Origin of the sequence: Chitinophaga rupis (assembly GCF_900109685.1) — a bacterium.
GTDB classification, from domain to species: Bacteria; Bacteroidota; Bacteroidia; order Chitinophagales; family Chitinophagaceae; genus Chitinophaga; species Chitinophaga rupis.
In genome coordinates, this window is record NZ_FOBB01000001.1 from 1,301,993 (window position 1) to 1,327,068 (window position 25,076).

The following is a 25,076-nucleotide window of genomic DNA, read 5'->3' on the forward strand; positions in this document are numbered from 1 at the left end:
GAAAATCCCTTCACAGTTTATACACCACCAACAAGATGAATAAAGAATCTGCCCTGCATGTGAGTGAAAGCAAACCCGAATGGCCGGTATTCCCGGCAGCTATGCGGGCCGTGGCACAGGTGCTCTCCTATATCCTGCATCCCTTATTTATACCTACCCTTGTTACCTTTTTTATCGTACAGTCATTACCGGAATATTTTGTTACGTTCAAACAATACAGCGTGCGTTTTCCGTACGATAAGCTGTATTTCCGGGTGATCAGCATCAGCCTGTTCTTTCCGTTGCTGACCGTCCTGCTTTCCCGCGCGCTGCATTTTGTAGATTCTTTTTACCTGCGCTCCCAGCGCGATCGTATTATACCCTACATAGCCAGCATTATTTATTATTTCTGGGCCTTTTATACGTTTGTACGGGAAGGGGTGGCGCCTTCTTTTTTCAATGCCTTTTTCCTGGGTATATTCCTGGCTGTTATAGCGGCTTTCATCTGTAATATCTTTGTTAAGATCAGTATGCACACCCTGGGCTGGGGCGGTGTTATTGGCTTTTTGCTGGCCATTATGGTAGGGATGGATATAAATGTTACCATACCGCTGGTGATCACCTTTTTTATCGCCGGCCTGGTAGCTACAGCCCGCCTGGTGCTGGCCGCCCATAGCCCGGCAGAGATCTATGCCGGTTTCTTTGTAGGGATCCTTTCACAATTCATTGCCTATTCTATTCTCGGGTAAAAAATTAGTTTTTAAAGAGATTTTTTCACTGCGCATATTCACTGCGTGCAGGCATTGCATCTTTGTATGGCAATTGAGCGGGGACGGAAATGAGGGGAAATAAAACAATTGCTACTGTATTTAGTATTTTAATTGAAATGCTAAATTTTTTAGGAAAATTGAAAATTAGATCATAACTTAGCACACCATTAAATTTGTAAAAAAACACTTACTATATGTCTACAGCCAATGCAGAAAAATTGAAGGCCCTCCGCCTCACCATGGACAAGATCGAGAAAGATTTTGGTAAAGGATCAGTGATGATGATGGGTGAGAAAGGTTCAGAACCTATGGAGGTGATATCTACCGGCTCACTGGGTCTGGATATTGCCCTGGGTATAGGCGGCTTTCCCAAAGGCAGGATCATAGAAATATACGGTCCGGAATCTTCCGGTAAAACAACCGTTGCTATACATACTATTGCAGAAGCCCAGAAAAAGGGTGGTATCTGCGCCATTATAGATGCGGAACACGCATTTGACAGCTCTTACGCACAAAGGCTGGGGGTAGATGTGGATTCCCTGCTGATCTCCCAGCCGGACCATGGTGAGCAGGCCCTGGAAATTGCCGACCGCCTGATCTTATCCGGCGCGGTAGATGTGGTGGTAATTGACTCTGTGGCAGCCCTGGTACCCAAAGGGGAGCTGGAAGGTGAAATGGGCGAAAGCAAAATGGGCTTACAGGCCCGCTTAATGTCCCAGGCCCTGCGTAAGCTGACCGCCACTATTTCCAAAACCAACTGCTGCTGCATATTCATTAACCAGCTGCGTGAAAAAATAGGCGTAATGTTCGGTAACCCCGAAACCACTACCGGTGGTAACGCCCTGAAGTTCTATGCTTCTGTGCGCCTGGATATCCGCCGTATGACGCAGATAAAGGATGGAGATACCGCCATTGGTAACCGCGTGAAGGTGAAAGTGGTAAAGAACAAGGTAGCGCCGCCCTTCCGCCAGGCAGAGTTTGACATTGTTTTCGGGGAAGGGATCTCCAAAACAGGTGAGCTGATTGATATGGGCGTGGAGTATGGAGTAATACAGAAAAGCGGTAGCTGGTTCAGCTACGAAGGTAATAAGCTGGGTCAGGGCCGTGATGCGGTAAAACAGCTGCTGCTGGATAACCCGGAAGTTGCCGCCGAAGTAGAAGTGAAGATCAAAGCCAAACTTGCAGAATTGCAACAATAATATTTAAGCGTGAATTGCTTTAATAGCAGCTCGTAACTAAGGTATTTAACAGATTAATTGTATTAAAAGCTTGTTTTAGTTTTAGTTATAAGCATTGGGTTAGTTAGTAATTAATCATCCCTGCCCATTTCTGGGCGGGGAATTTTTTTGCTCAGGAGCGGGGTGTATTTGAACTGGGGATTGAGCGCGATGATCATTTGTCGCCAGGCCATATCTGCGCAAATATTACCCATAACCGCCTGCATCCGGATGGCCAATTGAAACCATGGTGTACCTGCAAAAAAATCACTACCCAAACCTGCACCCTGGGCACGATGGTCATTGCTACCAGAATGTACCCGTATAAAAATCATTTCCCGTACGCTGCAGCACAATGATCATTTCTCACCAGATTCATCTACACAAAAAACACTGCCCCAAAATCAGCCCGTACCGAAGTGCCTCAAATCCGCTCAAATCAGCCACGCTGCGCTATTTCAGCAGTGTGTAACATCGCAAAATATATATGGGATTACACTATAATTTATGAGCTTAATTTTTTATATTAGAATACGGTGTATTACCTGTTAGCCGATGAACATTTGCTTCTGGAACCTCAATAACCAGGATTTGACGGATTTGCTGTATGATCTGGTAGAAGAACAAAATATTGATCTCCTATTTCTGGCTGAATGCGACCTGAAACCGGGGGATGTACTACGTAAATTAAACCGCAGCAACAATGCCTTTTATTTCTGCGCAGGCATTAACTGTGATAAGATCCAGATCTATACAAGGTTTAAAGACTCTTTGCTGGGATTGTTATCAGAAACAAGACGTATAACCGCCAGAGATTTATATTCGCCCGTTTTGAACAATAGCATAACTTTGTTGTGTTTACACCTGCCAAGTAAAGTGAACTGGACGGGGGACGATCAGGCGGCATATTTGCTGGGTGTAAAATCCTTTATTGATAGTGTAGAAAGTTTGGTTGGACATAAGCGAACAGTCGTGTTTGGCGATTTTAATATGCACCCCTTTGAACATGGGCTGGTGCAGAATACGGGTTTTCATACCACGATGGAAAAAGCGATCGCAAAACGGCTCTCGAGAAAAGTGGATGGGATCGATTATGATTTCTTTTATAATCCGATGTGGAGTTTTCTGGGAGATCTCGGAAGGGGGGAAGTATCGGGAACGCATTACTATAGTCCGGCAAAACCGATCAGCTATCATTGGAACTTGTTTGACCAGGTGATCATGCGGCCTGAGCTGATTGATTACTTTGATGATGACTATTTAGATATTATAACGGCAATAAAGGGAACCCGCCTTTTAACAAAAGCTGGTATCATTGATGCGAAACATTTTTCGGATCACCTGCCGATTAAATTTTCTTATAAACTCTAAAATATTTTCAATATGCGCGAAGCTGCTCCCAATCTATGGCCGGAGGACATTTTGGAAAAAAAGATCACACTGCCTAAGGCACTCTTGCTGGACCAGGCAAACTACCTGTCAAAAATGAGTAACAACATTCTGACAGTTGAAATAAAAACATCTCCCGCGCTGATGAGCAATGATGGCAAAGAAGCCCTTACGACAAACGGATTGCGGCACGAGTTCATTATAAAAGTTCCGGCACTGGGTAATTACCAGTTCCCTTTATTGTGGATCATACATGGCAGCTTACAGGTTTACCCCTTTCAACTTTATTCTATACTGGAAGAAACCTTCTATGAAATTTCAGATGAAGAGCACTTTAAAAGCGTATTGGCAAGAGTATTTTCTTTTGAGAAAACCAGGAATGCCATCAGCTATATTATGTCACAGGTGTAATTAACCTTTTTCATTGCCGGCTACGGGTTTCATATCTTTCCAGGCCCAGAGGTAGCGGCTGGCATAAGTGCGGTAAGGGCTCCATTTGGCAGATATTTGCAGTAAGCGCTGGCGCAGCGCCTTCTTATCTGAAGTATCCAGGTGATATAACTTTATCATGCTTTGCTGCAGCCCAAGGTCATCTACTGCAAACACATCTTCCCGCCCCAGGTAAAACATTAACAGCATCTCCACGGTCCAGCGGCCTACCCCTTTTATCTGTGTTAAATAAGCAAGCACTTCCTCATTACTCATTTGCTGCAGTTTCTTGTCTGTAAGTTTTTCCTCCACAGTAAAGCGGGCCACATTATGCACGTAGCTTACCTTAGCATTGCTAAGCCCTATGCTGCGCAGTGTAGCCGCAGGGGTATCCAGCACCTGCTGCGGCGTAGGTTCCTTACCACCGTACAACGCCAGGAAACGGTTATAGATCACGGTAGCTACTTTGGTAGAAAGCTGCTGGCTCATGATAGAGGCAATGAGGCGCAGTGCTATATTTTTTCGTACAGGCACTGCCGGTAGCAGCTCCGTCATAATAGTAAGCAGCTTTTTATCCTTGCTGAGATGGGGATGGTATAGCGCGTTAGTATCCTGTAAAGGAGGAGCTGGAATGGCAGATGCTGCGGTAGCCGCAGTTTTGGCGGCAGGAGGCATTTTTACTTTAGCTGCTTTTGATGCAGCTGCTTTAGCGGAAGCGGCCTTGCCGGCGGCTGCTTTGGGAGCCGTGCTTTTTACAGCGCCTTTTGCAGCTGAACCTTTGGCGGCAGATGATTTGGCTGGTGTAACTTTAGCTTTGGGCATACTTTTAATTTGTAGGAAGAAGTATGATTAACCTGAATAAGAAGTACTGATGAGATGTATGGAAGCAGATGCCAGACTGGATCTATGAACAGCCCTTACAGGAATACTGAAGAAGCATGCTGTCCCGCATCATTCATAGCCTCTCCTTTATCCCTCCTTCGTTTCCTCAAAACGGCTGCGCATATATTACCTGCATAAGCGTTTGCCCTACGGCCTGCAAGGTACGGCGGTCTATTACACTCATATTGTCGTTCTGCGTGTGCCAGTGCGGTGCAAAGTTGCCGTTGGGTTGTAACGCAATAATATCAAAGGTAGGAATATTGGCAATGGTGTTCACATACACATGATCGTCGGTAATGGCTGCGCCATTGCCTTCATAGCGGAAAAAGTCAGAGTAGCCCAGCTTGTTGGCTACATCCCAGAAAGCCTTCATAGGGCCCAGCGCATATTGCTGCGAAGCGGCTTCCATAAAGAACTGTGTGCCACGGCCGCCTACCATATCCAGTAAAATACCGTAGTTGGCTTTATAACCCGGCACATGCGGGTGTTTGGCCCAGTATTGAGTACCCAGGCAATAACTATTCTCTTCTTCGCTTACGCCGTAATCTTCCACATCTGTCATCAGCAGGTCTACGCCAATGTTTGGTTTTTGCTGGTGGAATTGGCGGGCCAGCTCCAATAATACGGCTACACCGCTGGCGCCATCATCCGCGCCATCCAGCTTTTTAGTTTTGTCAAATGCATCCTGGTCTGCAGCAGGGCGGGTATCCCAGTGGGCCAGCACCAGTATGCGCTGGGTAGCCCCGGGGTTAAACACGCCTACAATATTGGTACAGGGCAGCTGCACATTTTTAGGACCGGTTACGGTAGTGTTTTGTACATACACCGTATCGGCCAGGGGGCGCAGGGTTTGTATCAACCAGTCGGCACATTTCTTTTGTGCCGGTGTGTTGGGAATACGGGGGCCAAAGGCTACCTGTTTGGCCGTATAGGCGTAAGCGGTATCGGCATTAAAGACCGGTACTTTTACGGTAGATACGGTGGTGGTTTCGGCATCGTTATCCCCGCTGCTGTCGTTGTTGGAGGAATGGCAGGCGCCCAGTAATAAAGTGGCGCCGGCAAGAATGGTCCAAAGTTTACGCATAATTACGATGGTAATAAATTTAAAACAGGCGCCGCTTAAAGGGCGCCTGCAATATAGTAGCTTATACAATGCTGTAGCTTACGCTACCGTCTTTTTCATCTTTTAACTGTATGCCTACGGTCAGCAGCTGGTTACGGATCTTGTCGGAGGTGGCATAATCTTTCCGCAGCTTGGCCTCTTTCCGCATTTCAATCAGCAGCTGCAAAGCGCCATCCAGCTTACTGTTATCCGTTACCTGCGACTCCGGCTGCAAGCCCAGGATGCCAATGAGGTAAGTTTGCCAGGTTCTTTGCAACAGCTGGAAGGTGGCCTCGCTAAGCTCGTGCATTTTTATTTGCCCGCCTTTCAGGGAGTTGATCACCGGTGTAAGCTCAAACAGGTTGGCCAGCACTTTAGCGGTGTTCAGGTCATCGTTCATAAACTCATCACACTCCTGGCACCACTGCTGCACCTGTTTATCCAGCTCCTCATTCACGGCGCTGCCATTGCTTTCGTATGTAAGCTTTTGCAGCACCTCATAGGCCGCCCATAAACGCTGTAAGCCTTTTTCTGCAGCCTGCAGGGCTTCATTAGAGAAGTCCAGCGTACTGCGGTAATGTGTTTGCAGCACAAAAAAGCGAATGGTCATGGGGCTATAGGGCCTTTCCAGCAGAGGGTGGGTACCGGCAAATATTTCCGTGAGCTTAATGGTATTGTTATAGGCCTTCCCCATTTTACGGCCGTTAATGGTGATCATGTTGTTATGCACCCAGTAACGCGCCATCAGCTCCCCATGGGCTATTTCGCTTTGTGCGATCTCGCACTCATGGTGCGGGAACTGCAGGTCCATGCCGCCACCGTGAATATCAAACTGATGCCCCAGGTACTTGCTGCTCATGGCAGAACATTCGATGTGCCAGCCGGGGAAACCCTCGCCCCAGGGGCTGTTCCAGCGCATAAGGTGTTCCGGCGGCGCTTTTTTCCAAAGGGCAAAGTCCACCTTGTTATGCTTTTCGTCCTGCGATTCCAGCTCGCGGGTAGTTTCCAGCATATCTTCCAGCACGCGGCCGCTCAGCATACCGTAATCATACTTTTCCGCATACTTTTTTACATCAAAATATACGGATCCGTTCACCTCATAAGCATAGCCTTTGTCTATGATGTTCTGTATCATGGCTATCTGCTCCAGGATATGCCCGGTAGCAGTGGGCTCAATACTGGGCTCCAGGCAGTTGAACTGCAGCATAGCCCAGTGATACAGGTTGGTGTACTTCTGTACCAGCTCCATAGGCTCCAGCTTTTCCAGCAGGGCGCCCTTGGCAATCTTATCTTCCGCAGCGCGGCCTTCTTCCTCAAAGTGGCCGGCATCTGTAATATTACGTACATAACGCACCTTATAACCCAGGTGCTTCAGGTAACGGTATACCACATCAAAAGTGATATAGGGGCGTGCATGGCCCAGGTGCGACTCACCGGAAACGGTAGGGCCGCAAACATACATGCCCACATGCCCGGGATATAAAGGGGTGAATACTTCCTTTTGACGGTGTAGTGTGTTATAGATCTTCAGGTCTGACATATTAGAAATATTTCCGGGATTGCAAAGATAAGGATTCGCGGTTAGCGTTAATAATTAGTACCAGGTTCTGTGATGGCCGGTGAAAGGCCTGTTGCTACTTTTTAAGGGTAATGTTGGCAATAACGGGATAGTGGTCGCTCAGGTCAGAGTTGATCTTACGGAAACTATTGATGGTAAAGGCGTTACTGGGCAATATATAGTCAATACGCAGGGTCGGCGCCAGGCCGGTAAAGGTGCGGCCTATGCCGGTACCTTTTTCCAGGAACGCATCCTGCAGGCCGCCTTTAATGGTAAAATAAGTATAGGAGGCCGGGGTATCATTAAAATCGCCGCATACTACTACCGGGTAAGGGCTTTTCCGGATAAAATCCGCCACAATATCCGCCTGCCTGCCGCGGCGCTGAAAGGCCTCCCGCATTTTTTGCATAATGCCTTTGGTGGCTACCAGGCCGGTATCTTCCTGTTTTTTGATCTTTTCAATGGAGCGGTAATCTTTTTCATTGAACCGGTATGATTCCAGGTGCATATTAATAATACGGATGGTATCCGGGCTGCGCACAATATCCGCATAGATCATGCTTTCGCTGAAAGGCCCGTCGGTTAGCTTTACCTTATCTGCCCGTATAATGGGATAGCGGGAGTAAATGATAGAGCCCCAGTGCTGCATGCCATCCCGGTTAAAATCACTGGAAAAGTAGCGGTAAGGCAGCTGCATTTCTATGGAAATATCTTCCCGGTTATTGAAGTCGTTCTTTTTTTCTGAAGTGTAAAAGTCCTGGAAGCAGGCAATATCGGGGGCCTGTTTTTTAATCAGCGCAAACATGGCCTGCCGGTTATACTTACTATCTTTTTCGCGGTACAACCCAAACAACCCAACGTTGTAGCTCATAACCGTAAGGCTGTGGGGCGGGGCCGCAAACTGGTTTTGGGCAGAGGGCCAGTGAAAGGCCACAAAAGCGGTCATGGATTTCCAGCCCAGGCCCAGGGCCAGCAGGGATAACAGGCAATACTTTACATCCAGTACCAGCCAGCAACAGAAACAAATGATCAGCAGCACCAGTAAGTAAGGGAATACCAGGGTGATGAAACTGATCGGCCACCAGCTAACAGGGGATACCCAGGGCGCCAGGCAGGCCAGCAGGAAAAGGGCTACTACTCCTATATTAACGATCAGTAAAAAACCTTTTGTAAATATTCTAAGGAATCTCAAATTAGAACCAGACTCTTTTGGATAAAGATAGGGAAAAGTGTCCTGATGATTCCTGTTACTTCTTCAGGGAAAAGGTAGCCATTACCGGGAAATGCTCAAACGTGGCATTGGGAAAGGTTTGATAGCTGTGAATGTCAAAGTGCGGTTGTGCCAGTATATAATCTATACGCAGGGTAGGCGACAGAAAAGAAAGTGTACGGCCCATACCACTGCCTTTTTCCAGGAACGCATCCTGCATATGCTGGCTAAGGGTGTAGTAGGTATAGGAAACCGGCGTATCGTTCATATCCCCGCAAACTATTGCCGGATGCGGGCTTTCAGCAGTTAAGCGATGCAGCAGCTCCGCCTGGTGTGCCCTTGCCGTAAAGGTGTGTTTCATTTTAGCTGCCAGGGAGCGGGCGCCGGAAAGGTGCGCCTTACTGCCATCTATTTTTTTAATGGCTTGCAGCTGCGCCAGCTCCGCGGGATTAAACATATAGGAACGCAGCTGCGCAGTATAGATCCTTACAGTATCGCCATAGATCAGCACATCTGCTTCCAGTATGCTGCTGCCGCTGCCGGCCTCACTGAAATAGCCGCAGGGTATTTTACGGGCTTGTATTACGGGGTAGCGGGAAAATAGTACGATGCCAAAGTGCCAGGTGTTCCACTGCGTTTTATCGCTGGTAAAGTAGTGGTAGGGATAGCCTAGCCGCTGCTGTATGGCTGCAACATTATTAGTGAGCTTAGGATCGTCATTCGTATAAAATTCCTGCATGCACAGCACATCCGGACTGGCCTCACGAATAGTGCGAAAAATGGATGCATGCATTTCCTTATCCAGCTGATATCCTTTTACACCCATGCTGCTGGTGTTAAAGGTCATTACGGTAAAGTTGGGCGCAGGCTGCCGGCCTATGGCCCACTGCTGCGGCCAATGCATGGAAAAGCTTACCTGCACTGCGTTGTAGGATAGGATAATAGCCCCCGCAGAAAGCCAGTAATACCATTTTTTATAAATAAGCCAGCAGAGAATAAAGATCAGGTTCAGGAACAATAGCACGGGAAACATTAAACCGGCAAAACCACTGGGCCACCAATGGTGCGGGCTCAGGTAAGGTAGCCAGGCCGATGTTAGTAAGGCAGTTACCAACAGGCAATTGATCAATAATAGTATACGGGGAAGTATTTGCTGAAAAAAATTCATCGTATAGGTGGGGTTAATTCGTTATGCAAATTATAGCATAATTAATTAATTTCCAAATGGTTGGATGCCGTTACAGCTATACGATATTAGAATAAAAATTGAATTATTTTTTCAGTTATCCTGTTGTTTGCTGGCCCTTAACAGGGTTTCCTGCTCTTCAGGTGTTAAGGCATGGATGCCTTGTTCATGAATTTTATCTAAAATTTCATTCAGGCGCTGTTCCGGCACCGCGCCTACACGGCGGTAAGGATTGTTACCTCCTATGGAATTACCCAGCCTTTTCCTTACCAGCGCCGCGGCTTCCTTGTGCTGCTCTTCTACCGGGTGAAACAGGTGAGTGACTTTGTAGGTAAGCCGGTTTAAACCAGCGCCCCAGTCTTTCCCTTTTTTCCACTGCATCATGTACAGAAAGCCGGTAAGGCCACCGCCCAGTAATGCGGGGAAATAGGTTTGAGCATCGTCGTTAGTGGAGAATATATGAGAGCTGATGTGCAGCGCTACAAACACGGTGGTAATGATCCATAAGGGAATACCGCGGCCCAGCATGGGGAACAGGCGGTAGTTGGGAGCTACGGTGGTAACGCCAATGGCCAGGGCCATTACGCTGGCAGCAGCACCTATCATGCTGGCCTGCGGTAATATGGGCTCAAAGGCAGGAATAGCGTGCATACCCATTATGTAAAAAATGGCGCCACACAAGCCGCCGTAAATATAGAGCGGTAAAATACGCTGGTGGCCGGCTACGTTTTGCAGCAGGGTGCCAAAGCCCCACAGCCATACCATGTTGCTGAACACCTGCCATACGCTGACATGGGAGAACATGGAGGTAAGCAGCGTCCAGGGACGGGTAAGCAACCGTGCAGGGTTAGCCGGTAATGAGGCCCAGGCCAGCACATCTTCATTAAACTGGGCAGTACTGTAACCTTCCATGTTATAAATAACCCTGGTGAACAGCAGTAATATAAATAGGGTAAGGTTTACAACGAGCAGCTGGGTAACAATGTTCCGTTCTTCTCCTAAGGAGAGGCTGGGGATCCGTTCTTTTTCCACCGTTCTCATACTACAAATTGCTTTGTTATAAATTTACGATTAATAAAAATTCCGTCGGTTATTCCGGTTCCAGATCTTCAATAAAATATACCCAAATATGACCCCGCCGAGGTGGGCAAAGTGGGCTACATTATCGCCGGCAGAGTTTTGAATTCCGGAAACCAGCTCCAATACAATCCAGATGCCAACAAAGTACTTGGCCTTTATCGGGAAAAGGAAATAAAGATAGATCAAGCTGTTCGGGAACAAATATCCGAAGGCGAACAATATACCAAAAACCGCGCCGGACGCCCCCAGCGTGGCTGTGTTACGAAAGTCAATGGCAAATTGCTGTACAAATACCCGGGCGGTTTGTACTATCTCCGGGTTACCGGGCGCCTGCGCCAGGGCTATCTTCATACTTTCCGGGTTAAAGGTGCCGGAGCCCAGGTCGTACTTACGATCCAGCAGGGCAAAATTAGAATAGGACGGATCCTGCAGAAAAGCCTGCACATCGTGCGTAAGGCGTACGTTATCGTAGGTAAGCACGCCCATATGGCACATGGCTGCGCCTATACCGCAAATAGTATAAAAAATAAGGAACCGTTTAGGCCCCCATACATTTTCCAGCGTGGCGCCAAACATCCACAGGGTGAACATATTGGAAAACAGGTGCCCGAAAGAGCCGTGCATGAAAAGATGGGTAATGATCTGGTGAGGGCGGAACAGGTCTGAGCCCCAGTAATGCAGCGCAAACAAATTCTCCAGCCGGTTGCCCAGCATGGGGTGCAAGGTTTCCTGTGCCAGGAACACCAAACCATTAATGATCAAAAGGTTTTTAATCACCAGGGGAAGGATCTCAAATCTGCCGGGCCTGAGTTCGTTCATAGTTTTATCGGATCGTTTATTAGTTGAGCTATGCTATCAGTTATTATGCTATTTCTTTTCCAGCAACACTACGTTCTCAATATGGTGTGTATGCGGGAACATATCTACCGGCTGTACTTTGGCCACTTTATACAAGGTGCTAAGCAGGGCCAGGTCCCTGGCCTGCGTAGCCGGGTTACAGCTTACGTATACAATTTTGGGCGCGGCTATCTGCAGCAATTTACTTACCAGCTTTTCGTGCATGCCTGCGCGTGGAGGATCGGTGATCACCACATCCGGCTGCCCATGCAGGGCAAAGAAATCATCATCACAGATATCCACCACATCCCCTGCAAAGAACTCCGCATTTTTTACCTGGTTACGGTCCGCATTTTCTATGGCATCGTCAATTGCTTCTTTGATCAGCTCTATGCCGATGACCTTACGGGCTTTGCGCGATACAAAAATACCAATGCTGCCGGTTCCGCAATACAGGTCGTACACAATTTCTGTTCCTGTTAAGGCGGCAAAATCGCGGGTTACCTGGTACAAGGTTTCGCCCTGGTAAGTATTGGTTTGGAAAAAAGACTTGGGGCCTATTTTGAAAACAAAATCTTCCAGGTTCTCTTCCACATATCCCTTCCCGTAGTACGTTTTGGGTTCCAGGTCAAAGATACTATCATTCTTTTTAGGATTGATCGTATAAACGATGGTGGTAATGGCAGGAACAGTAGCCAGCAGATGGTCCAGCAGGGCTTTGCGGGCCGTTTCATCTTCATGGTGAATAACCAGGTTCACCATTACCTCGCCGGTGGTGCAGATGCGCACTACCAGGTTACGCAGCCATCCCTGCTGCGCCCGTATATCGTAAAAAGGAAGCTCATTGGCTTCTGCAAAGGCGCGCACAGTATTCCGGATCAGGTTTACCGGCTCCTGCTGCAGGTGACAGGTGTGAATGTCCAGCACCTTATCGAACAGGCGGGGTACGTGAAAGCCCAGCGCATTACGCCGGGTAATACCGCCTTCCTGCGCTATTTCCTGGTTAGTGAGATAGGCCTTGTTGCTGAAGGTGAACTCCAGCTTATTGCGGTAGCAGGTGCTGTGCGGGGAGCCCAGGATAGGACTGATGGCCGGCAGCTCCAGGTGGCCAATGCGTTGCAGGTTATCTACCACCTGCTGCTGTTTATATTGCAGCTGGCGGGAGTAAGGTAGCATTTGCCATTTGCAGCCGCCGCATACGCCGAAATGTTCGCAAAAGGGCTCCACCCGCTCGCTGGAGTAGGAATGGATATGGATGGCGGTACCTTCTGCCCAGTCTTTTTTGTTCTTACTGAGCTTTACATCCACCACATCGCCGGGTACCACCCCGCCTTCAATAAATATTACTTTCCCGTCCTGACGGGCCAGGGCTTTGCCTTCTGCTGCATAAGCACTTACCGGTACTTTTTCCAGTACCACATTTTTTTTCCTCACGGATGCAAAGGTAGTGTTTTTGGTAGCGTAGTCCATAGTCAATGGTCCATTGTTCATAGCATTTTGCGTGAGAAAGGTTTACGGTCCATAGTCGATGGTCCATGGTCCATTGCCTTGTGCATGGTGGAGGTTTTACAAGTACAGGTGCGGCATCTACCCAACGGGTTATGCCATGGACCATCGACTATGGACTATGGACCACATGGACTTTTCATTTTTTACTGCTACATTTACATATCCTAATCCTATGCGTAAACTTTTCTTTCTCATCGCCGTTTTGTGTTATAGCCAGCTGCAATTGCAGGCGCAGGGCTATCAGCTGACCGTTAAGTTCAAGCAATATACCAGTGGCCGTATGTTCCTGGCCCATTACATGGGCAAAGGCACTTACCTGGCCGATTCTGCTATGATAGATGCTACCGGCACCGCAGTGCTCAAAGGCAAGGAAGCCCTGCCCGGCGGTATTTACCTGGTGGTGTTCCCCGGCAAACAGCGTTATTTTGAAATGCTGCTGGATAAGAACCAGACTTTTTCCATTAGTGTAGACAGTACTGACCTGATAGGTAAAACAGTATATAAAACATCGCCCGAGAACGACCTGTTCCTGGGTTACAACCGTTTCCTGGCCACACTACAGCCAAAAACCATTGCTATACAGGAGCTGCTGGCCAAACGTACCGCACAGGATACCCTGCAGGCGCGTCCCCTGCAAACAGCGCTGAACAAAGAGATCCAGGACTACCGCATAAATTTCATAACCAAACACCCTGAGTCTTTACTGACCAGCATTTTCAAAGCTATGCGCGAGCCGGAAGTGCCCACAAAACCGGCCAATGAAGATTCTACCTTCGCCTACCGTTATTTTCGCGGGCATTACTGGGATGAGGTGAACCTGAATGACGGCCGCCTGGTACGCACTCCCATCCTGGAAGGTAAATTAAGCAAGTACTTTAACCAGGTAGTGCCTATGGAGCCGGATTCTGCTATTGTGGAATGCGACCGGTTGATAGCCAAAGCCCGTAAGGATAAGGAAATGTTTAAGTATGTGCTATGGTGGCTTACCTATAACTACGAAACATCGCCCTACATGGGTATGGATGCCGTGTTTGTGCACCTGGTAGAGAAATATTATGTACCCGGGGAGGCTTACTGGCTCACCAGCGAGCAGCTGAATAAGCTGATAGGCCGGGCTTATGCCATAGCACCCAACCTGATAGGGCAGCAGGCCCCGCCGCTGGAAATGCAGGACTCTACCGCCAAACCGCTTTCCCTGTACAGTACCAAAGCCAAATACACTGTGCTGGTTTTCTGGGACCCCACCTGCGGGCACTGCAAAACTGAAATACCCCGCCTGGACAGCGCTTTTAAAGCCAGCTGGCAAAACAAGGGCGTAGTAATGGTGGGTATAAAAACGGACGGTACCCGTGAAGAATGGCTACAGTTCATTAAAGCGCACCAGCTTAGCGGCTGGGTGCATGCCTGGGATCCGCAGGCGCAAAGCAACTACCGCCGCCTGTATGATGTGTACAGCACCCCGGTGGTGTACCTGCTGGATGAAAAGAAAAAGATACTGGCTAAACGCCTGGGTGTGGAGCAGCTGAATGGTTTCCTGGAAAGGCTGGAAAAAGAGCCGGAAGGCACTGTGAAGAAATGAAAAAGCATTAAGAAGCAGAAGATAAAAAACGGCCACTGATGCTCCTTTGGGATGCGTGAGTGGCTTTTTTAGTACACTATTATAAAGATATTCCTATTAGGTTTAACGGACAGGGGCCGATACGGGTTGCGCACGCATTGCGCAGCAATATCACCCGAATAACAGCCGAATTAACCGTAGAGAAACTACCAATGAATTATCCCATTAATTCCTCATACCCCTCCGCGTTAAAACCCTCCGAATTATATATGGGGAATTCATGCTTTATTACTACTCATCACATATAACAAGGCTTTAACACCAGCGGATCACAGCTGCAAATGCGTGTTGTAACTTATTTACAATCAACTAGATAAATTTTCAAAAAAATTTATTGGCATAGTCTTTGGAATCACCCTTTCGTAACCAAAAAAGTGATTCGTAACTAAAATTGTGAGATTATGAGAAAGAAGTTAATCCTGTCTTTTGCAGCGCTGGCCTTTTCTTTTGCGGCCATGTCTCAGGTTCGTGTAGGTGTTAAAGGTGGCTGGAACCTGGCCAATATTTCCACTCGTAATGATGGTTCCACTGATGACAACAAAGCATTATCCAGGTATCACATAGGGGTGATTGCCGATATGCCGCTGATCAAGAACATTCTGTCATTTCAGCCGGGTGTATACTACAGCAGCAAGGGGGCCAAGGTGGAATCCGGCAACAAGGACAATCCATCAGTAGCTGATCCTTATGCAAAGTATACGACCAATCCGCAGTACATAGAAATTCCGTTGAACTTTGTGGGTAAAGTTCCCATTGGTGCGGACAGCCGCCTGTTTGCCGGTGTAGGTCCTTATTTTGCGTTTGGCGTAGCTGGTAAGAACAAGTATACCGTAAATACCGGGGTAGCCAAAACAGAAGGAAGCTCCAGTATTAAGTGGGATGATGATACCCCGTTTAATACCGGTGATCCTGATCAGGGCCTGAACAAGTACAAACGTTTTGACTGGGGTGGTAACCTGATGGTGGGTGCTGAGCTTTCTCACTTCATAGTATCTGCACAGTACGGACTGGGTTTCAGCAAGATCCTTTCCGGGCAGGACAGCAGCAGTGATGATAAGGCTAAGAACCGCGTGTTCAGTGTATCCTTAGGTTACCTGTTCTAAGTGATTAAGTTTTGATCATAGATGCAGGCAGGCAGCATCTTCATTGAATACACCACGCTAAAAACCAAGGTATAAATGCCCCGGCCTGCGGGCGTTTTACCGGAAAAAACAAATGAAAAAAGTACTCTTATCTGCCGCTGCCATGTTAGTAGCAGCCCTTTCATTCGGACAGGTAAAATTTGGCGTAGTAGCCGGCCCTAATTTTTCCAGCTCCACTGTTAAATCAGCAGGAGACAAGGAAACCAGCGGACTGGTAACCAATGTCAGAGCAGGTGTTACGGTGGATCTGCCATTGGCAGATGAATTCTTTATCGGCACCGGGCTGCTGTACGCAGGTAAAGGTGGCAAGAATAAGGATAACAGTGATTTCAAAACTACGTTGTCCTATCTGCAGGTACCCATCCTGTTCACCTACAAACCAGAAGTGGGTACCGGTAAGCTGGTATTAGGCATAGGCCCCTACCTGGCCTATGGTATCAGCGGTAAGCACAAAGGTGGTATTGGCAACCTGACCGGCGATCTGAAAGCGTTCGATGATGAATCAGGCGCTTTTAAGCTGAACCGTTTTGATGCCGGTGGTACCATACAGGTAGGTTATGAAATGAAGCAGGGCCTGTATTTTGGTATTAACACTGACCTGGGCCTCGTGAATGTAGCCAGCAACAAGGAGATAGCCGGCCAGGATTTTTCCTGGAGGAATAGCTCCTTTGGCGCATCCGTAGGATACAAATTTTAAGGCAAGCACAGATATTACTTTCAGATCTGCTGACAAACAGCCCCGGAGCCTGGCTCCGGGGCTGTTATTTTTATGTATCCTTTAGAGATATGTTCTTTAATTATGTATTTTTAGCCCAGCGTTCGAATTGCAGTGTTTGTATAATACCCTTAAGGCTTGGTTTTCACAGTTTCCACCATTACACCATTTATTTAAAGAGGACAGATGCATGAAAAATTTTACACTATTTTTTCTATTGGCCATATTGGCCGTATTACCCCTGCATGCGCAGCTGAGCGTAGGCTTCCGCGGTGGCTATACCCTGGCCACCATGAACTATAAAGACCCTACTATTGGCTACAAGAACAATGGTATTGGCCGCCCCCGCAGTATGAACAGCTGGCATGCGGATGTGGTGCTGAACGCGCCCCTGGGCCATAACTTTTACATACAGCCGGTACTGCGGTATATTACCAAAGGCATGGACCTGGATGTGCCTTATGCTAACAGCCCTACCAGCCTGTATATGCCCTGTGCAGACAGGGTGCGGCTGCATTACCTGGAGCTGCCATTGAACCTCGTATATAAAATACCGGTATCTTTTGGCAAAATTACCCTGGGGGCCGGGCCTTATGCCGGCTATAGCCTGGGAGGGCATTATGATCTTACCATCCGCTACAACGGCCATGTGGTGAGTAACTCCCAACAGAATATTGGCTTTGACGAGGCATCCAACATTATCTCTACCAACACCTTACTGCGCCGTTTTGATACAGGCGCCAATTTTATGGTGGGTGTGGAGCTTAACAGCCTGGTAATGATAAGCGCCAATTACAGCCTGGGATTAATGGATATTGATAAATCCACTACCAGCAATTTACAGAACCGGTACCTGGGCATTAGCCTGGGAGTGCTGCTGGACCGGGAAGATTATTAGCTTTTTTTTATTGCCTGCAATATTATTCAAGTCCCGTTCCGGCCACGCCCGGCGGGACTTTGCTTTTAAATGATCCGGATACCTATACGATATATATTAATAATATTTTGCAGAAAGTTTGAATAATTGTTTTTAATAAATTATGAAATTTTACATATGATAGTTATATTTGCACCGCATTTTTAACCAAACCCAAGTTTTCACATGAAGAAGAACGTAGTATTATTAACGTTAGCCCTGGTAGCCACAACCCTGTCCAGCTACGCACAAGTATCTTTTGGCGTAAAAGCTGGTTACAACAGCAGCACTATTAGCATTGAAGAAAATGAAGGTACCAGCAGACTGTCTGGCTTCCATGCAGGTGTAATTGCTGATCTTAGCCTCGCAGAATCATTTTCTCTGCAACCTCAGTTACTGTATAGCGCTAAGGGCATCAAGGTTAAGGATTTGGACATGAACGGGAATGAAACCAAAGTAAGCTTCAAAATGAACTACCTGGAGCTGCCTGTTAACTTCCTGTACAAACCGCAGGTAGGCGCCGGTAAGCTGTTTGTAGGTGCTGGTCCTTACCTGGCTTTAGGCCTGGGTGGTAAGTTCGGAGACGCTAAAGTTAAATTCGACGGCAAAAAATCCGCAGACATTGACGAAACCGATGACAACGTTCACGCAAAGGCGCTGGATGCTGGTGCTAACTTCCTGGCTGGTTATGAGCTGAAGAACGGTTTACTGTTCAGCATCAACTACAGCCTGGGTTTAACCAACTGGAGCCCTGATGGCGACAAATCCAAGAACAGCTACCTTGGTATCAGCGTAGGTTATTTGCTGCATAGCGGTAAGAAGAAATAATAACCATAATACTAATATAATACCAAAAGCCGTTTCCCGTAATCCGGGAAGCGGTTTTTTTTATGGAGATGTTATAGGGGAGAAATGATAAATGCCCGTCTTAATAACATCGACATAGGACATTTAAAACAAAAGTGTGACAGTATTCGTATATGCCACTACGTTTCCACGTAATGGCATTTTTATTATATAATGGTTTCTACCACATTTTTAATAACATGGGGTTTGCCCAGGGTGTAGTAGTGCAGCACAGGTACGCCAAACTCCTTCAGCTCCTTTGACTGCTGAATAAGCCAGCGGGTACCTACCTCCTCCACTTCTTTATCTGTTTTACACTTCAGCACTTCAGAAGAAAGCTCATCCGGGATATCCACAAAAAAGGTACGCGGTAATATGGTAAGCTGTTTTTTGCTGGTAAGGGGTTTTAATCCCGGGATGATCGGGACGGTAATACCCATTTCGCGGCATTTAGCTACGTAGTCAAAGAATTTCTGGTTGTTAAAGAACATCTGGGTTACAATATAGTCGGCGCCCTGCTCAACCTTTCTTTTCAGGTGCGACATATCCGTTTGCATATTGGGCGCTTCAAAATGTTTTTCCGGGTAACCGGCCACGCCTATGCAAAAATTGGTTTTTACACCGCTTTGCAGGTCCTCCTCCAGGTAAATACCGTTGTTCATATGGGCTACCTGGTCCAGCAGCTCAATGGCGTAACGGTGGCCATGGGGGTCTGGTTCAAAGAAAGTTTCGTTCTTAGGCGCATCGCCACGCAGCACCAGCACATTATCTACCCCCAGGAAGTTCAGGTCTATCAGCGCATTCTCCGTTTCCTCCCGGCTAAAGCCGCCACAAATAAGGTGGGGTACGGCATCCACATTGTAATGGTTCATAATAGCGGCGCAAATGCCTACAGTGCCGGGGCGCTTGCGGATCTCTACCTTCTCAAAAGAGCCATCGGCACGTTTTTTAAACATATGTTCACTACGATGATACGTAACGTTAATAAAAGCAGGCTTGAACTCCATCAGGGGATCCAGATGATCATAAATGGAGTCAATACTTTTACCTTTCAGTGGGGGTAATATTTCAAAGGAAATGAGCGTGTCGTTAGCCTTTGCAATATGTTCTGTTACTTTCATCCGTGAGTGTGTTTATTTTTGTGACGGGCAAAAATAATATAATCTTGGGTAAATGGTTATTTTTGCTAAGTTTGAACATATGGTATTAAAAATTCATACAGATCAACTGGTTAAGAAATACCGCAACAGAACGGTAGTGAACCATGTATCTGTAGAGGTTAAGCAAGGAGAGATTGTAGGGCTGCTGGGCCCTAACGGTGCTGGTAAAACCACTACCTTTTACATGGTGGTGGGTTTAATTAAGCCGGATGAGGGACAGGTTTTCCTCAATGATCTTAATATTACCAAACTGCCCATGTATAAACGGGCGCAGATGGGCATTGGTTATTTACCGCAGGAGGCCTCTGTGTTCCGCAAGCTGAGCGTGGAAGATAATATTGCAGCGGTGCTGGAAATGACAGACCTGAAAAAGGCGGAGCAAAAAGAGAAGCTGGAAAGCTTACTGAATGAGTTCCGGCTGCAGCACGTGCGAAAAAGCCCGGGCGATGTACTGAGCGGTGGTGAGCGCCGCCGTACGGAAATAGCCAGGGCGCTGGCAGTAGACCCTAAGTTTATTTTGCTGGATGAGCCTTTTGCAGGTATTGACCCTATTGCCGTAGAAGATATACAATCAATAGTAGCCCGGCTGAAATATAAGAACATCGGTATCCTGATCACAGACCATAACGTACAGGAAACCTTATCCATTACAGACAGGGCTTATTTATTATTTGAAGGCAAGATCCTGAAAGCCGGTTCTGCGGAAGAACTGGCGGAGGATGAACAGGTAAGAAAAGTGTATCTTGGGCAAAATTTCATTCTACGCCGTAAGAATTACCTGGACGAAGCTGCGAAACAACAATAAAACCGGTTTGAAATTTACAGCGTGATGTAGAATGTTTTACGTAGCCTGAAACAAACATGCTGACATCTGCTTTAAGTCACACAATCCAAACGAACCTTTCTTAAATTATGAGAATCTTAAGTCCTGCAATATCTCAATTGGCGCGATTGCGTATGGGACGCATAGAGTATTTTATGCAATATCCCCTACAGGTGCAGCAGCAGGTATTCCAGAGTCTGATCAGTGCTGCCCAGTATACAGAGTTTGGTAAGCAATACAACTTTTCCAGCATCTATAAAATAGAGGAATTCAAACAACGCGTACCCGTACATAATTATGATTCCATTAAGCCCTATATACAACGGGTAATGGAAGGGCAGCAGAATGTATTATGGAACACGCCTATTAAATGGTTTGCAAAATCCAGCGGTACTACTGCAGATAAGAGCAAATTTATTCCCGTATCCGTAGAAAGCCTGGATGAATGCCACTACCGCTCCGGGCGTGATGTGCTTTCCCTTTACTACAACAACTTCCCGGATTCAGACCTGCTTACCGGCAAATCACTGGTAATAGGCGGCAGCCACCAGGTTAACAAACTATCTACCGACAGCGATTCCTATTACGGCGACCTGAGCGCCGTAATGTTGCAGAATATGCCCTTTTACGGTAACATGATCCGTACGCCGGACCTTTCCATTGCCCTGATGGATGAATGGGAAGAGAAAATAGAGCGTATGGCCAATGCCGTTATACATGAAAATGTAACTTCTATAGCCGGTGTACCCACCTGGACCCTGGTGCTTATAAAACGAATTTTTGAGCTAACAGGTACGGATAACCTGGCAGATGTATGGCCCAACCTGGAGCTGTATATGCACGGGGGCGTAAGCTTTACACCGTACCGCGAGCAGTTTAAAAAGCTGATCCGCAAGCCGGATATGTACTACCAGGAAACCTACAATGCCTCTGAAGGTTTTTTTGCTGCGCAGGATATTATTGGGCAGGAAGGTTTGCTGCTGTTCCTGAACCATGGCATTTTCTATGAGTTTATGCCTATGGAAGAATATGGTAAGGAATACCCGCGTACTATGCAGCTGCAGGATGTGGAAATGGGTAAGAACTATGCCATTATCATTAGCACCAACGGTGGTCTGTGGCGCTACCTGGTGGGCGATACCATACAGTTTGTAAGCCTGGCGCCCTACCGTATACGGGTAAGCGGGCGTACCAAATCATTCATCAATGCATTTGGAGAAGAGCTGATCGTTGAAAATTCTGATAAAGCTATTGCACATGCCTGTGATGTAACCGGTGCTATCGTGAACGACTATACGGCGGCGCCTATTTATTTTAGTGATGCAGGCAACGGCGGGCATGAATGGCTCGTAGAATTTGATGTAATGCCGGGCAGTGTAGAGCAATTTGTTGAGGTAATGGATAAAACCCTGCAATCTGTTAACTCTGATTACGAAGCTAAACGCCATAAAGATATTGCTCTGCGCATGCCGGTAGTGCATGTGCTGCCTAATGGTACTTTTTGTGAATGGTTAAAGAGCAAAGGTAAGCTGGGTGGCCAGCACAAAGTACCGCGCCTGAATAATGAGCGGAATTATGTAGAGGAGATCCTGCGGTTTTCACAAACAGCCAACCTCTAATAATGAATAATGAATAATGAAAAATGAATAATGAATAGAAAGGTGTGGTAGGATGTGTGTTATTATTCATGAAATAAAGCAGCCTATTTTTTAATCTTTAATTGATATTAACAGACACATGAAACTACTGGAGAACAAAGTTGCTATTGTAACAGGTGCCAGCCGGGGAATTGGAGAAGCGATTGCTGAAAAATTTGCAGAACAGGGAGCCCATGTAGCCTTTACATACGTAAGCTCTGATGAAAAAGCCAAAGCCCTGGAGCAAAAGCTGCAGGCCAAAGGCGTGAAGGCCAAAGCATATAAAAGCAATGCCGGTATTTATGCAGATTGTGAAACGCTGGTAGCTGATGTGCTGAAGGACTTTGGTAGTATTGATATATGCGTGAACAATGCCGGTATTTCCAAAGATAACCTGCTGCTGCGCATGAGCGAAGATCAGTGGGATGATGTAATGGACATTAACCTGAAGAGCGTGTATAACATGACCAAACAGGTAATACGCCCTATGATGAAAGCCAGGAACGGCGCTATCATTAACATGAGCTCCATTATTGGTATTAAAGGTAATGCCGGCCAAAGCAGCTATGCCGCTTCCAAAGCAGGCATTATTGGTTTCACCAAATCTATAGCGCAGGAGCTGGGCAGCCGCAACATACGCTGTAACGCTGTGGCGCCGGGCTTCGTAGAAACAGATATGACGCACTACCTGAAAGATGGTGAAGGTGCTAAGGCCTATATTGAAAAAATTCCCCTGGGCCGCTTTGGCACCCCGGAAGATATTGCCAATGTATGCCTGTTTCTGGCATCTGACATGGGTAACTATTTAACCGGGCAGGTGATCAGCGCCTGTGGCGGGTTGAATATTTAATGGGGTCGATGGTCCATAGTCGATGGTCCATGGCATAGAACGCAGAAAATATTAGCTTAACAAGAAAGCGGGTATATCATTGGTTTGATATACCCGCTTTCTTGTTATAGGCAATGGACCATCGACTATGACCCATGGACTTTTCACCACTTACTTTCCCGCAATATCCACCCTGAAAGTTTCAATACATTTCCGGTCCTGCAGGGTTACATATACGGTTTTCTTATCCTTACCGCCAAATACCAGGTTGCTGCATAATTTGCCTTTTAAGGGCACTTCGCGGATTAGCTTTCCATCTGGTGAAAGCACGGCTATTACGCCTTTGCCATGGCGGCATACATACAGGTTGCCGGCCTTATCGCATTTCATACCATCAAATCCAAAATCGGGGAATTCGGCAAACAGTTTTTTGTTGAAAATATTGCCGGCATCATCCACATCATAACGCCAGATCTTACGCTGCACACTTTCATTGATGTACAGGTTTTTTTCATCCGGGCTCAGGGCAATACCATTGGCAGTACCCAGGCGGCGCTCCAGCAATACGGGATTACCACCTTTGTCTATACGCCACAATTGTCCGCTGCCGGCCCGCCAGTTAGGATCTGTGGCAAACAGGCGGCCTTTGCTGGTAATGCAAATGTCGTTAGGCTGGTTAAACTGGCTGGAGTGTACATATACGCTAACCGCTTTGGTTTTCATATTCACCTCCAGTATGTTATGGCCTTTAAAATCGGCCAGGTACATATTGCCTTCACTATTGAACACGATACTGTTGGCGGTGCTGCTATCTGCCAGGGTCACAAATACTTCGCCACTGCCATCTTTGGTATTGATCTTACCAACGGTACCGTCTTTCTGGAAGTTCACCACGTACAGGTTCCCTGCTTTATCAAAATTAGGGCCCTCAATGTTCTGGGAGAAGGTATTCTCCTGCGTAAGGTCCTGTGCCTCAAACAGTGCAGGTTTTTTTTGTGCGCTAACAGTGCTGCAGACTAAAACAGCCGCCAGTAATACGATGGTTTTTTGCATGTTATAAATTATAAATAAGCTGCACTAAGCTATATAAATTTATTAGTGAATACAACAATTTATATACCGGCGGAAAGTATTGGCGGCGGGCGGCGGACCGTATAGTTTTTTACTATTTTCGCACCCATGATCCATGTTTCAGCATTCCAGGATTTAGCACACCTGGCCATTCATAAAGTAGGCAATTCCTCGCAGGATGAGCCATTGATCTGTTCCCAGGCGCCGCTGGCCCTGCAGGATGAAACCATTGGCCAGCTGCTGCTGAATTATTTTATACAACCGTTTACCAACAGCGCAGAATACTTCCGTTTTTTTCACGAGGCCGACCTGCAGCTGAATGAGGTATTCCAGTATTGCAAGCGCATTTTTGCCGACCAGGAAAGTTTTTACGAACAGTCCGTGAATATTGCCAAACATTTATACAAACACTCTACCCATCCTAAAATAAAGGGTGGGGAGCTGTATATCACTTACTTCAATAAATGTTTGACAGACGGGGAGGAGGTGCCGGCTATCGGCATCTTTAAATCAGAGAACCGGGATACGTATTTAAAAGTGTTCCTTTCCAATGATAATTACCAGGTGAATTACGAGGATGGTATAAACATTAACAAGCTGGATAAAGGCTGCCTGGTGTTTAATACGGAAGAAGGGGAAGGATACAAGGTGAGCATTATTGACAGCATCAGCAAACAGAATGAGGCGGTGTACTGGAAAGACTCTTTTTTACAGGTACAGCGCCGGGAAGACAGCTATCATCAAACAGAAACCATGGTGAACATGTGTAAGCTGTTTATACAGGACAAGCTGCCTGCTGAATATGAAATGAGCCGGGTAGACCAGGTGGACCTCCTGAACAAGTCCGCCGCTTACTTTAAGGAGAAAGAGCAGTTCCAGGTAGATGATTTTGCACAGGAAGTATTAGGTCATCCGGATGCCATCGCATCGTTCAAGGAATACCGTGATCATTTTAAGCAGGAGTTCCGGCAGGAGATACCGGATGAATTTGACATTTCTGCACCAGCCGTAAAAAAACAGCAAAAGGTATTCAAGAGCGTTCTAAAGCTGGATCGTAATTTTCATATATACATTCACGGTGACCGGGAGCTGATAGAGCGGGGGTATGATGAGGCAACGAATATGCATTACTATAAGCTGATGTTTGAGAACGAAAGCTAACGGTGGCAAA

The 25,076-nt window shown here is 46.9% G+C and carries 23 protein-coding genes; 13 read left to right on the forward strand and 10 right to left on the reverse strand.

Annotated elements, in window-relative coordinates:
• Positions 1-35 precede the first annotated feature (35 nt).
• The 4 genes from BMZ54_RS05200 to BMZ54_RS05220 all read left to right on the forward strand — a co-directional run bounded on the left by BMZ54_RS05200 (position 36) and on the right by BMZ54_RS05220 (position 3,766).
• Positions 36-728, forward strand: coding sequence for a hypothetical protein (locus tag BMZ54_RS05200; protein WP_089907127.1), 693 nt, complete (start codon positions 36-38; stop codon positions 726-728).
• 215 nt (positions 729-943) lie between these two features.
• A complete protein-coding gene (recA, locus tag BMZ54_RS05205; protein ID WP_089907129.1) occupies positions 944-1,948 on the forward strand; it encodes a recombinase RecA in 1,005 nt (334 codons plus the stop codon).
• Between the two features lie 573 nt (positions 1,949-2,521).
• Positions 2,522-3,337: an endonuclease/exonuclease/phosphatase family protein gene (locus BMZ54_RS05215; RefSeq protein ID WP_089907134.1), complete on the forward strand. Its 816-nt coding sequence runs from the start codon at positions 2,522-2,524 to the stop codon at positions 3,335-3,337.
• 12 nt (positions 3,338-3,349) lie between these two features.
• Positions 3,350-3,766 (forward strand): hypothetical protein, encoded by a 417-nt coding sequence (locus BMZ54_RS05220; RefSeq protein WP_089907136.1) that lies wholly within the window; start codon positions 3,350-3,352, stop codon positions 3,764-3,766.
• Here BMZ54_RS05220 and BMZ54_RS05225 read toward each other — a convergent pair whose 3' ends face one another.
• From BMZ54_RS05225 to rlmD, 8 genes are all read right to left on the reverse strand, one after another.
• Positions 3,767-4,606: a DNA-3-methyladenine glycosylase family protein gene (locus BMZ54_RS05225; protein WP_238386496.1), complete on the reverse strand. Its 840-nt coding sequence runs from the start codon at positions 4,604-4,606 to the stop codon at positions 3,767-3,769.
• Between the two features lie 166 nt (positions 4,607-4,772).
• Entirely contained in the window at positions 4,773-5,750 is a 978-nt protein-coding gene (locus BMZ54_RS05230) for a M28 family peptidase (RefSeq protein ID WP_202909138.1), read from the reverse strand.
• A gap of 61 nt (positions 5,751-5,811) precedes the next feature.
• On the reverse strand, positions 5,812-7,308 hold the full coding sequence (gene cysS, locus BMZ54_RS05235) for a cysteine--tRNA ligase (RefSeq protein ID WP_089907139.1): 1,497 nt from the start codon (positions 7,306-7,308) through the stop codon (positions 5,812-5,814).
• A 94-nt stretch (positions 7,309-7,402) separates the two neighbouring features.
• Positions 7,403-8,518, reverse strand: a complete 1,116-nt coding sequence (locus BMZ54_RS05240) for an endonuclease/exonuclease/phosphatase family protein (RefSeq protein WP_089907141.1) — start codon at positions 8,516-8,518, stop codon at positions 7,403-7,405.
• Between the two features lie 55 nt (positions 8,519-8,573).
• Entirely contained in the window at positions 8,574-9,704 is a 1,131-nt protein-coding gene (locus tag BMZ54_RS05245) for an endonuclease/exonuclease/phosphatase family protein (RefSeq protein ID WP_089907144.1), read from the reverse strand.
• Between the two features lie 111 nt (positions 9,705-9,815).
• Positions 9,816-10,763, reverse strand: coding sequence for a rhomboid family intramembrane serine protease (locus BMZ54_RS05250; RefSeq protein ID WP_089907146.1), 948 nt, complete (start codon positions 10,761-10,763; stop codon positions 9,816-9,818).
• 30 nt (positions 10,764-10,793) lie between these two features.
• Entirely contained in the window at positions 10,794-11,621 is an 828-nt protein-coding gene (locus tag BMZ54_RS05255) for a rhomboid family intramembrane serine protease (RefSeq protein ID WP_089907148.1), read from the reverse strand.
• A 48-nt stretch (positions 11,622-11,669) separates the two neighbouring features.
• Positions 11,670-13,130 carry a 23S rRNA (uracil(1939)-C(5))-methyltransferase RlmD gene (gene rlmD, locus BMZ54_RS05260; RefSeq protein ID WP_238386497.1) on the reverse strand — a complete coding sequence of 487 codons (1,461 nt, stop codon included), beginning with the start codon at positions 13,128-13,130 and terminating at the stop codon, positions 11,670-11,672.
• Positions 13,131-13,320: 190 nt separating this feature from the next.
• Between rlmD and BMZ54_RS05265 the strand changes: the two genes are divergently transcribed.
• The 5 genes from BMZ54_RS05265 to BMZ54_RS05285 all read left to right on the forward strand — a co-directional run bounded on the left by BMZ54_RS05265 (position 13,321) and on the right by BMZ54_RS05285 (position 18,367).
• On the forward strand, positions 13,321-14,727 hold the full coding sequence (locus BMZ54_RS05265) for a TlpA family protein disulfide reductase (RefSeq protein ID WP_162277475.1): 1,407 nt from the start codon (positions 13,321-13,323) through the stop codon (positions 14,725-14,727).
• Between the two features lie 440 nt (positions 14,728-15,167).
• A complete protein-coding gene (locus BMZ54_RS05270; RefSeq protein WP_089907155.1) occupies positions 15,168-15,869 on the forward strand; it encodes a porin family protein in 702 nt (233 codons plus the stop codon).
• A gap of 112 nt (positions 15,870-15,981) precedes the next feature.
• The gene (locus BMZ54_RS05275) at positions 15,982-16,605 is read left to right on the forward strand and encodes a porin family protein (RefSeq protein ID WP_089907157.1); all 624 of its coding nucleotides are present in this window, start codon (positions 15,982-15,984) and stop codon (positions 16,603-16,605) included.
• A gap of 208 nt (positions 16,606-16,813) precedes the next feature.
• Positions 16,814-17,521, forward strand: a complete 708-nt coding sequence (locus BMZ54_RS05280; RefSeq protein ID WP_089907159.1) for a porin family protein — start codon at positions 16,814-16,816, stop codon at positions 17,519-17,521.
• 204 nt (positions 17,522-17,725) lie between these two features.
• Positions 17,726-18,367: a porin family protein gene (locus BMZ54_RS05285; RefSeq protein WP_089907161.1), complete on the forward strand. Its 642-nt coding sequence runs from the start codon at positions 17,726-17,728 to the stop codon at positions 18,365-18,367.
• Positions 18,368-18,552: 185 nt separating this feature from the next.
• On the opposite strand, the gene metF is transcribed toward BMZ54_RS05285, so the two are convergent.
• The gene (metF, locus tag BMZ54_RS05290) at positions 18,553-19,506 is read right to left on the reverse strand and encodes a methylenetetrahydrofolate reductase [NAD(P)H] (RefSeq protein WP_089907163.1); all 954 of its coding nucleotides are present in this window, start codon (positions 19,504-19,506) and stop codon (positions 18,553-18,555) included.
• Between the two features lie 79 nt (positions 19,507-19,585).
• Here metF and lptB point away from each other — a divergent pair, with 79 nt between their 5' ends.
• From lptB to fabG, 3 genes are all read left to right on the forward strand, one after another.
• The gene (gene lptB / locus BMZ54_RS05295; RefSeq protein ID WP_089908405.1) at positions 19,586-20,350 is read left to right on the forward strand and encodes an LPS export ABC transporter ATP-binding protein; all 765 of its coding nucleotides are present in this window, start codon (positions 19,586-19,588) and stop codon (positions 20,348-20,350) included.
• Between the two features lie 152 nt (positions 20,351-20,502).
• Positions 20,503-21,987, forward strand: a complete 1,485-nt coding sequence (locus BMZ54_RS05300; RefSeq protein WP_449384813.1) for a GH3 auxin-responsive promoter family protein — start codon at positions 20,503-20,505, stop codon at positions 21,985-21,987.
• A 118-nt stretch (positions 21,988-22,105) separates the two neighbouring features.
• The gene (gene fabG, locus BMZ54_RS05305; protein WP_089907168.1) at positions 22,106-22,855 is read left to right on the forward strand and encodes a 3-oxoacyl-[acyl-carrier-protein] reductase; all 750 of its coding nucleotides are present in this window, start codon (positions 22,106-22,108) and stop codon (positions 22,853-22,855) included.
• 150 nt (positions 22,856-23,005) lie between these two features.
• Here the strand turns inward: fabG and BMZ54_RS05310 are convergent, their stop codons facing one another.
• Positions 23,006-23,887: an SMP-30/gluconolactonase/LRE family protein gene (locus BMZ54_RS05310; RefSeq protein ID WP_089907170.1), complete on the reverse strand. Its 882-nt coding sequence runs from the start codon at positions 23,885-23,887 to the stop codon at positions 23,006-23,008.
• Positions 23,888-24,013: 126 nt separating this feature from the next.
• Here BMZ54_RS05310 and BMZ54_RS05315 point away from each other — a divergent pair, with 126 nt between their 5' ends.
• A complete protein-coding gene (locus BMZ54_RS05315; protein ID WP_089907172.1) occupies positions 24,014-25,066 on the forward strand; it encodes a nucleoid-associated protein in 1,053 nt (350 codons plus the stop codon).
• Positions 25,067-25,076: the final 10 nt, after the last annotated feature.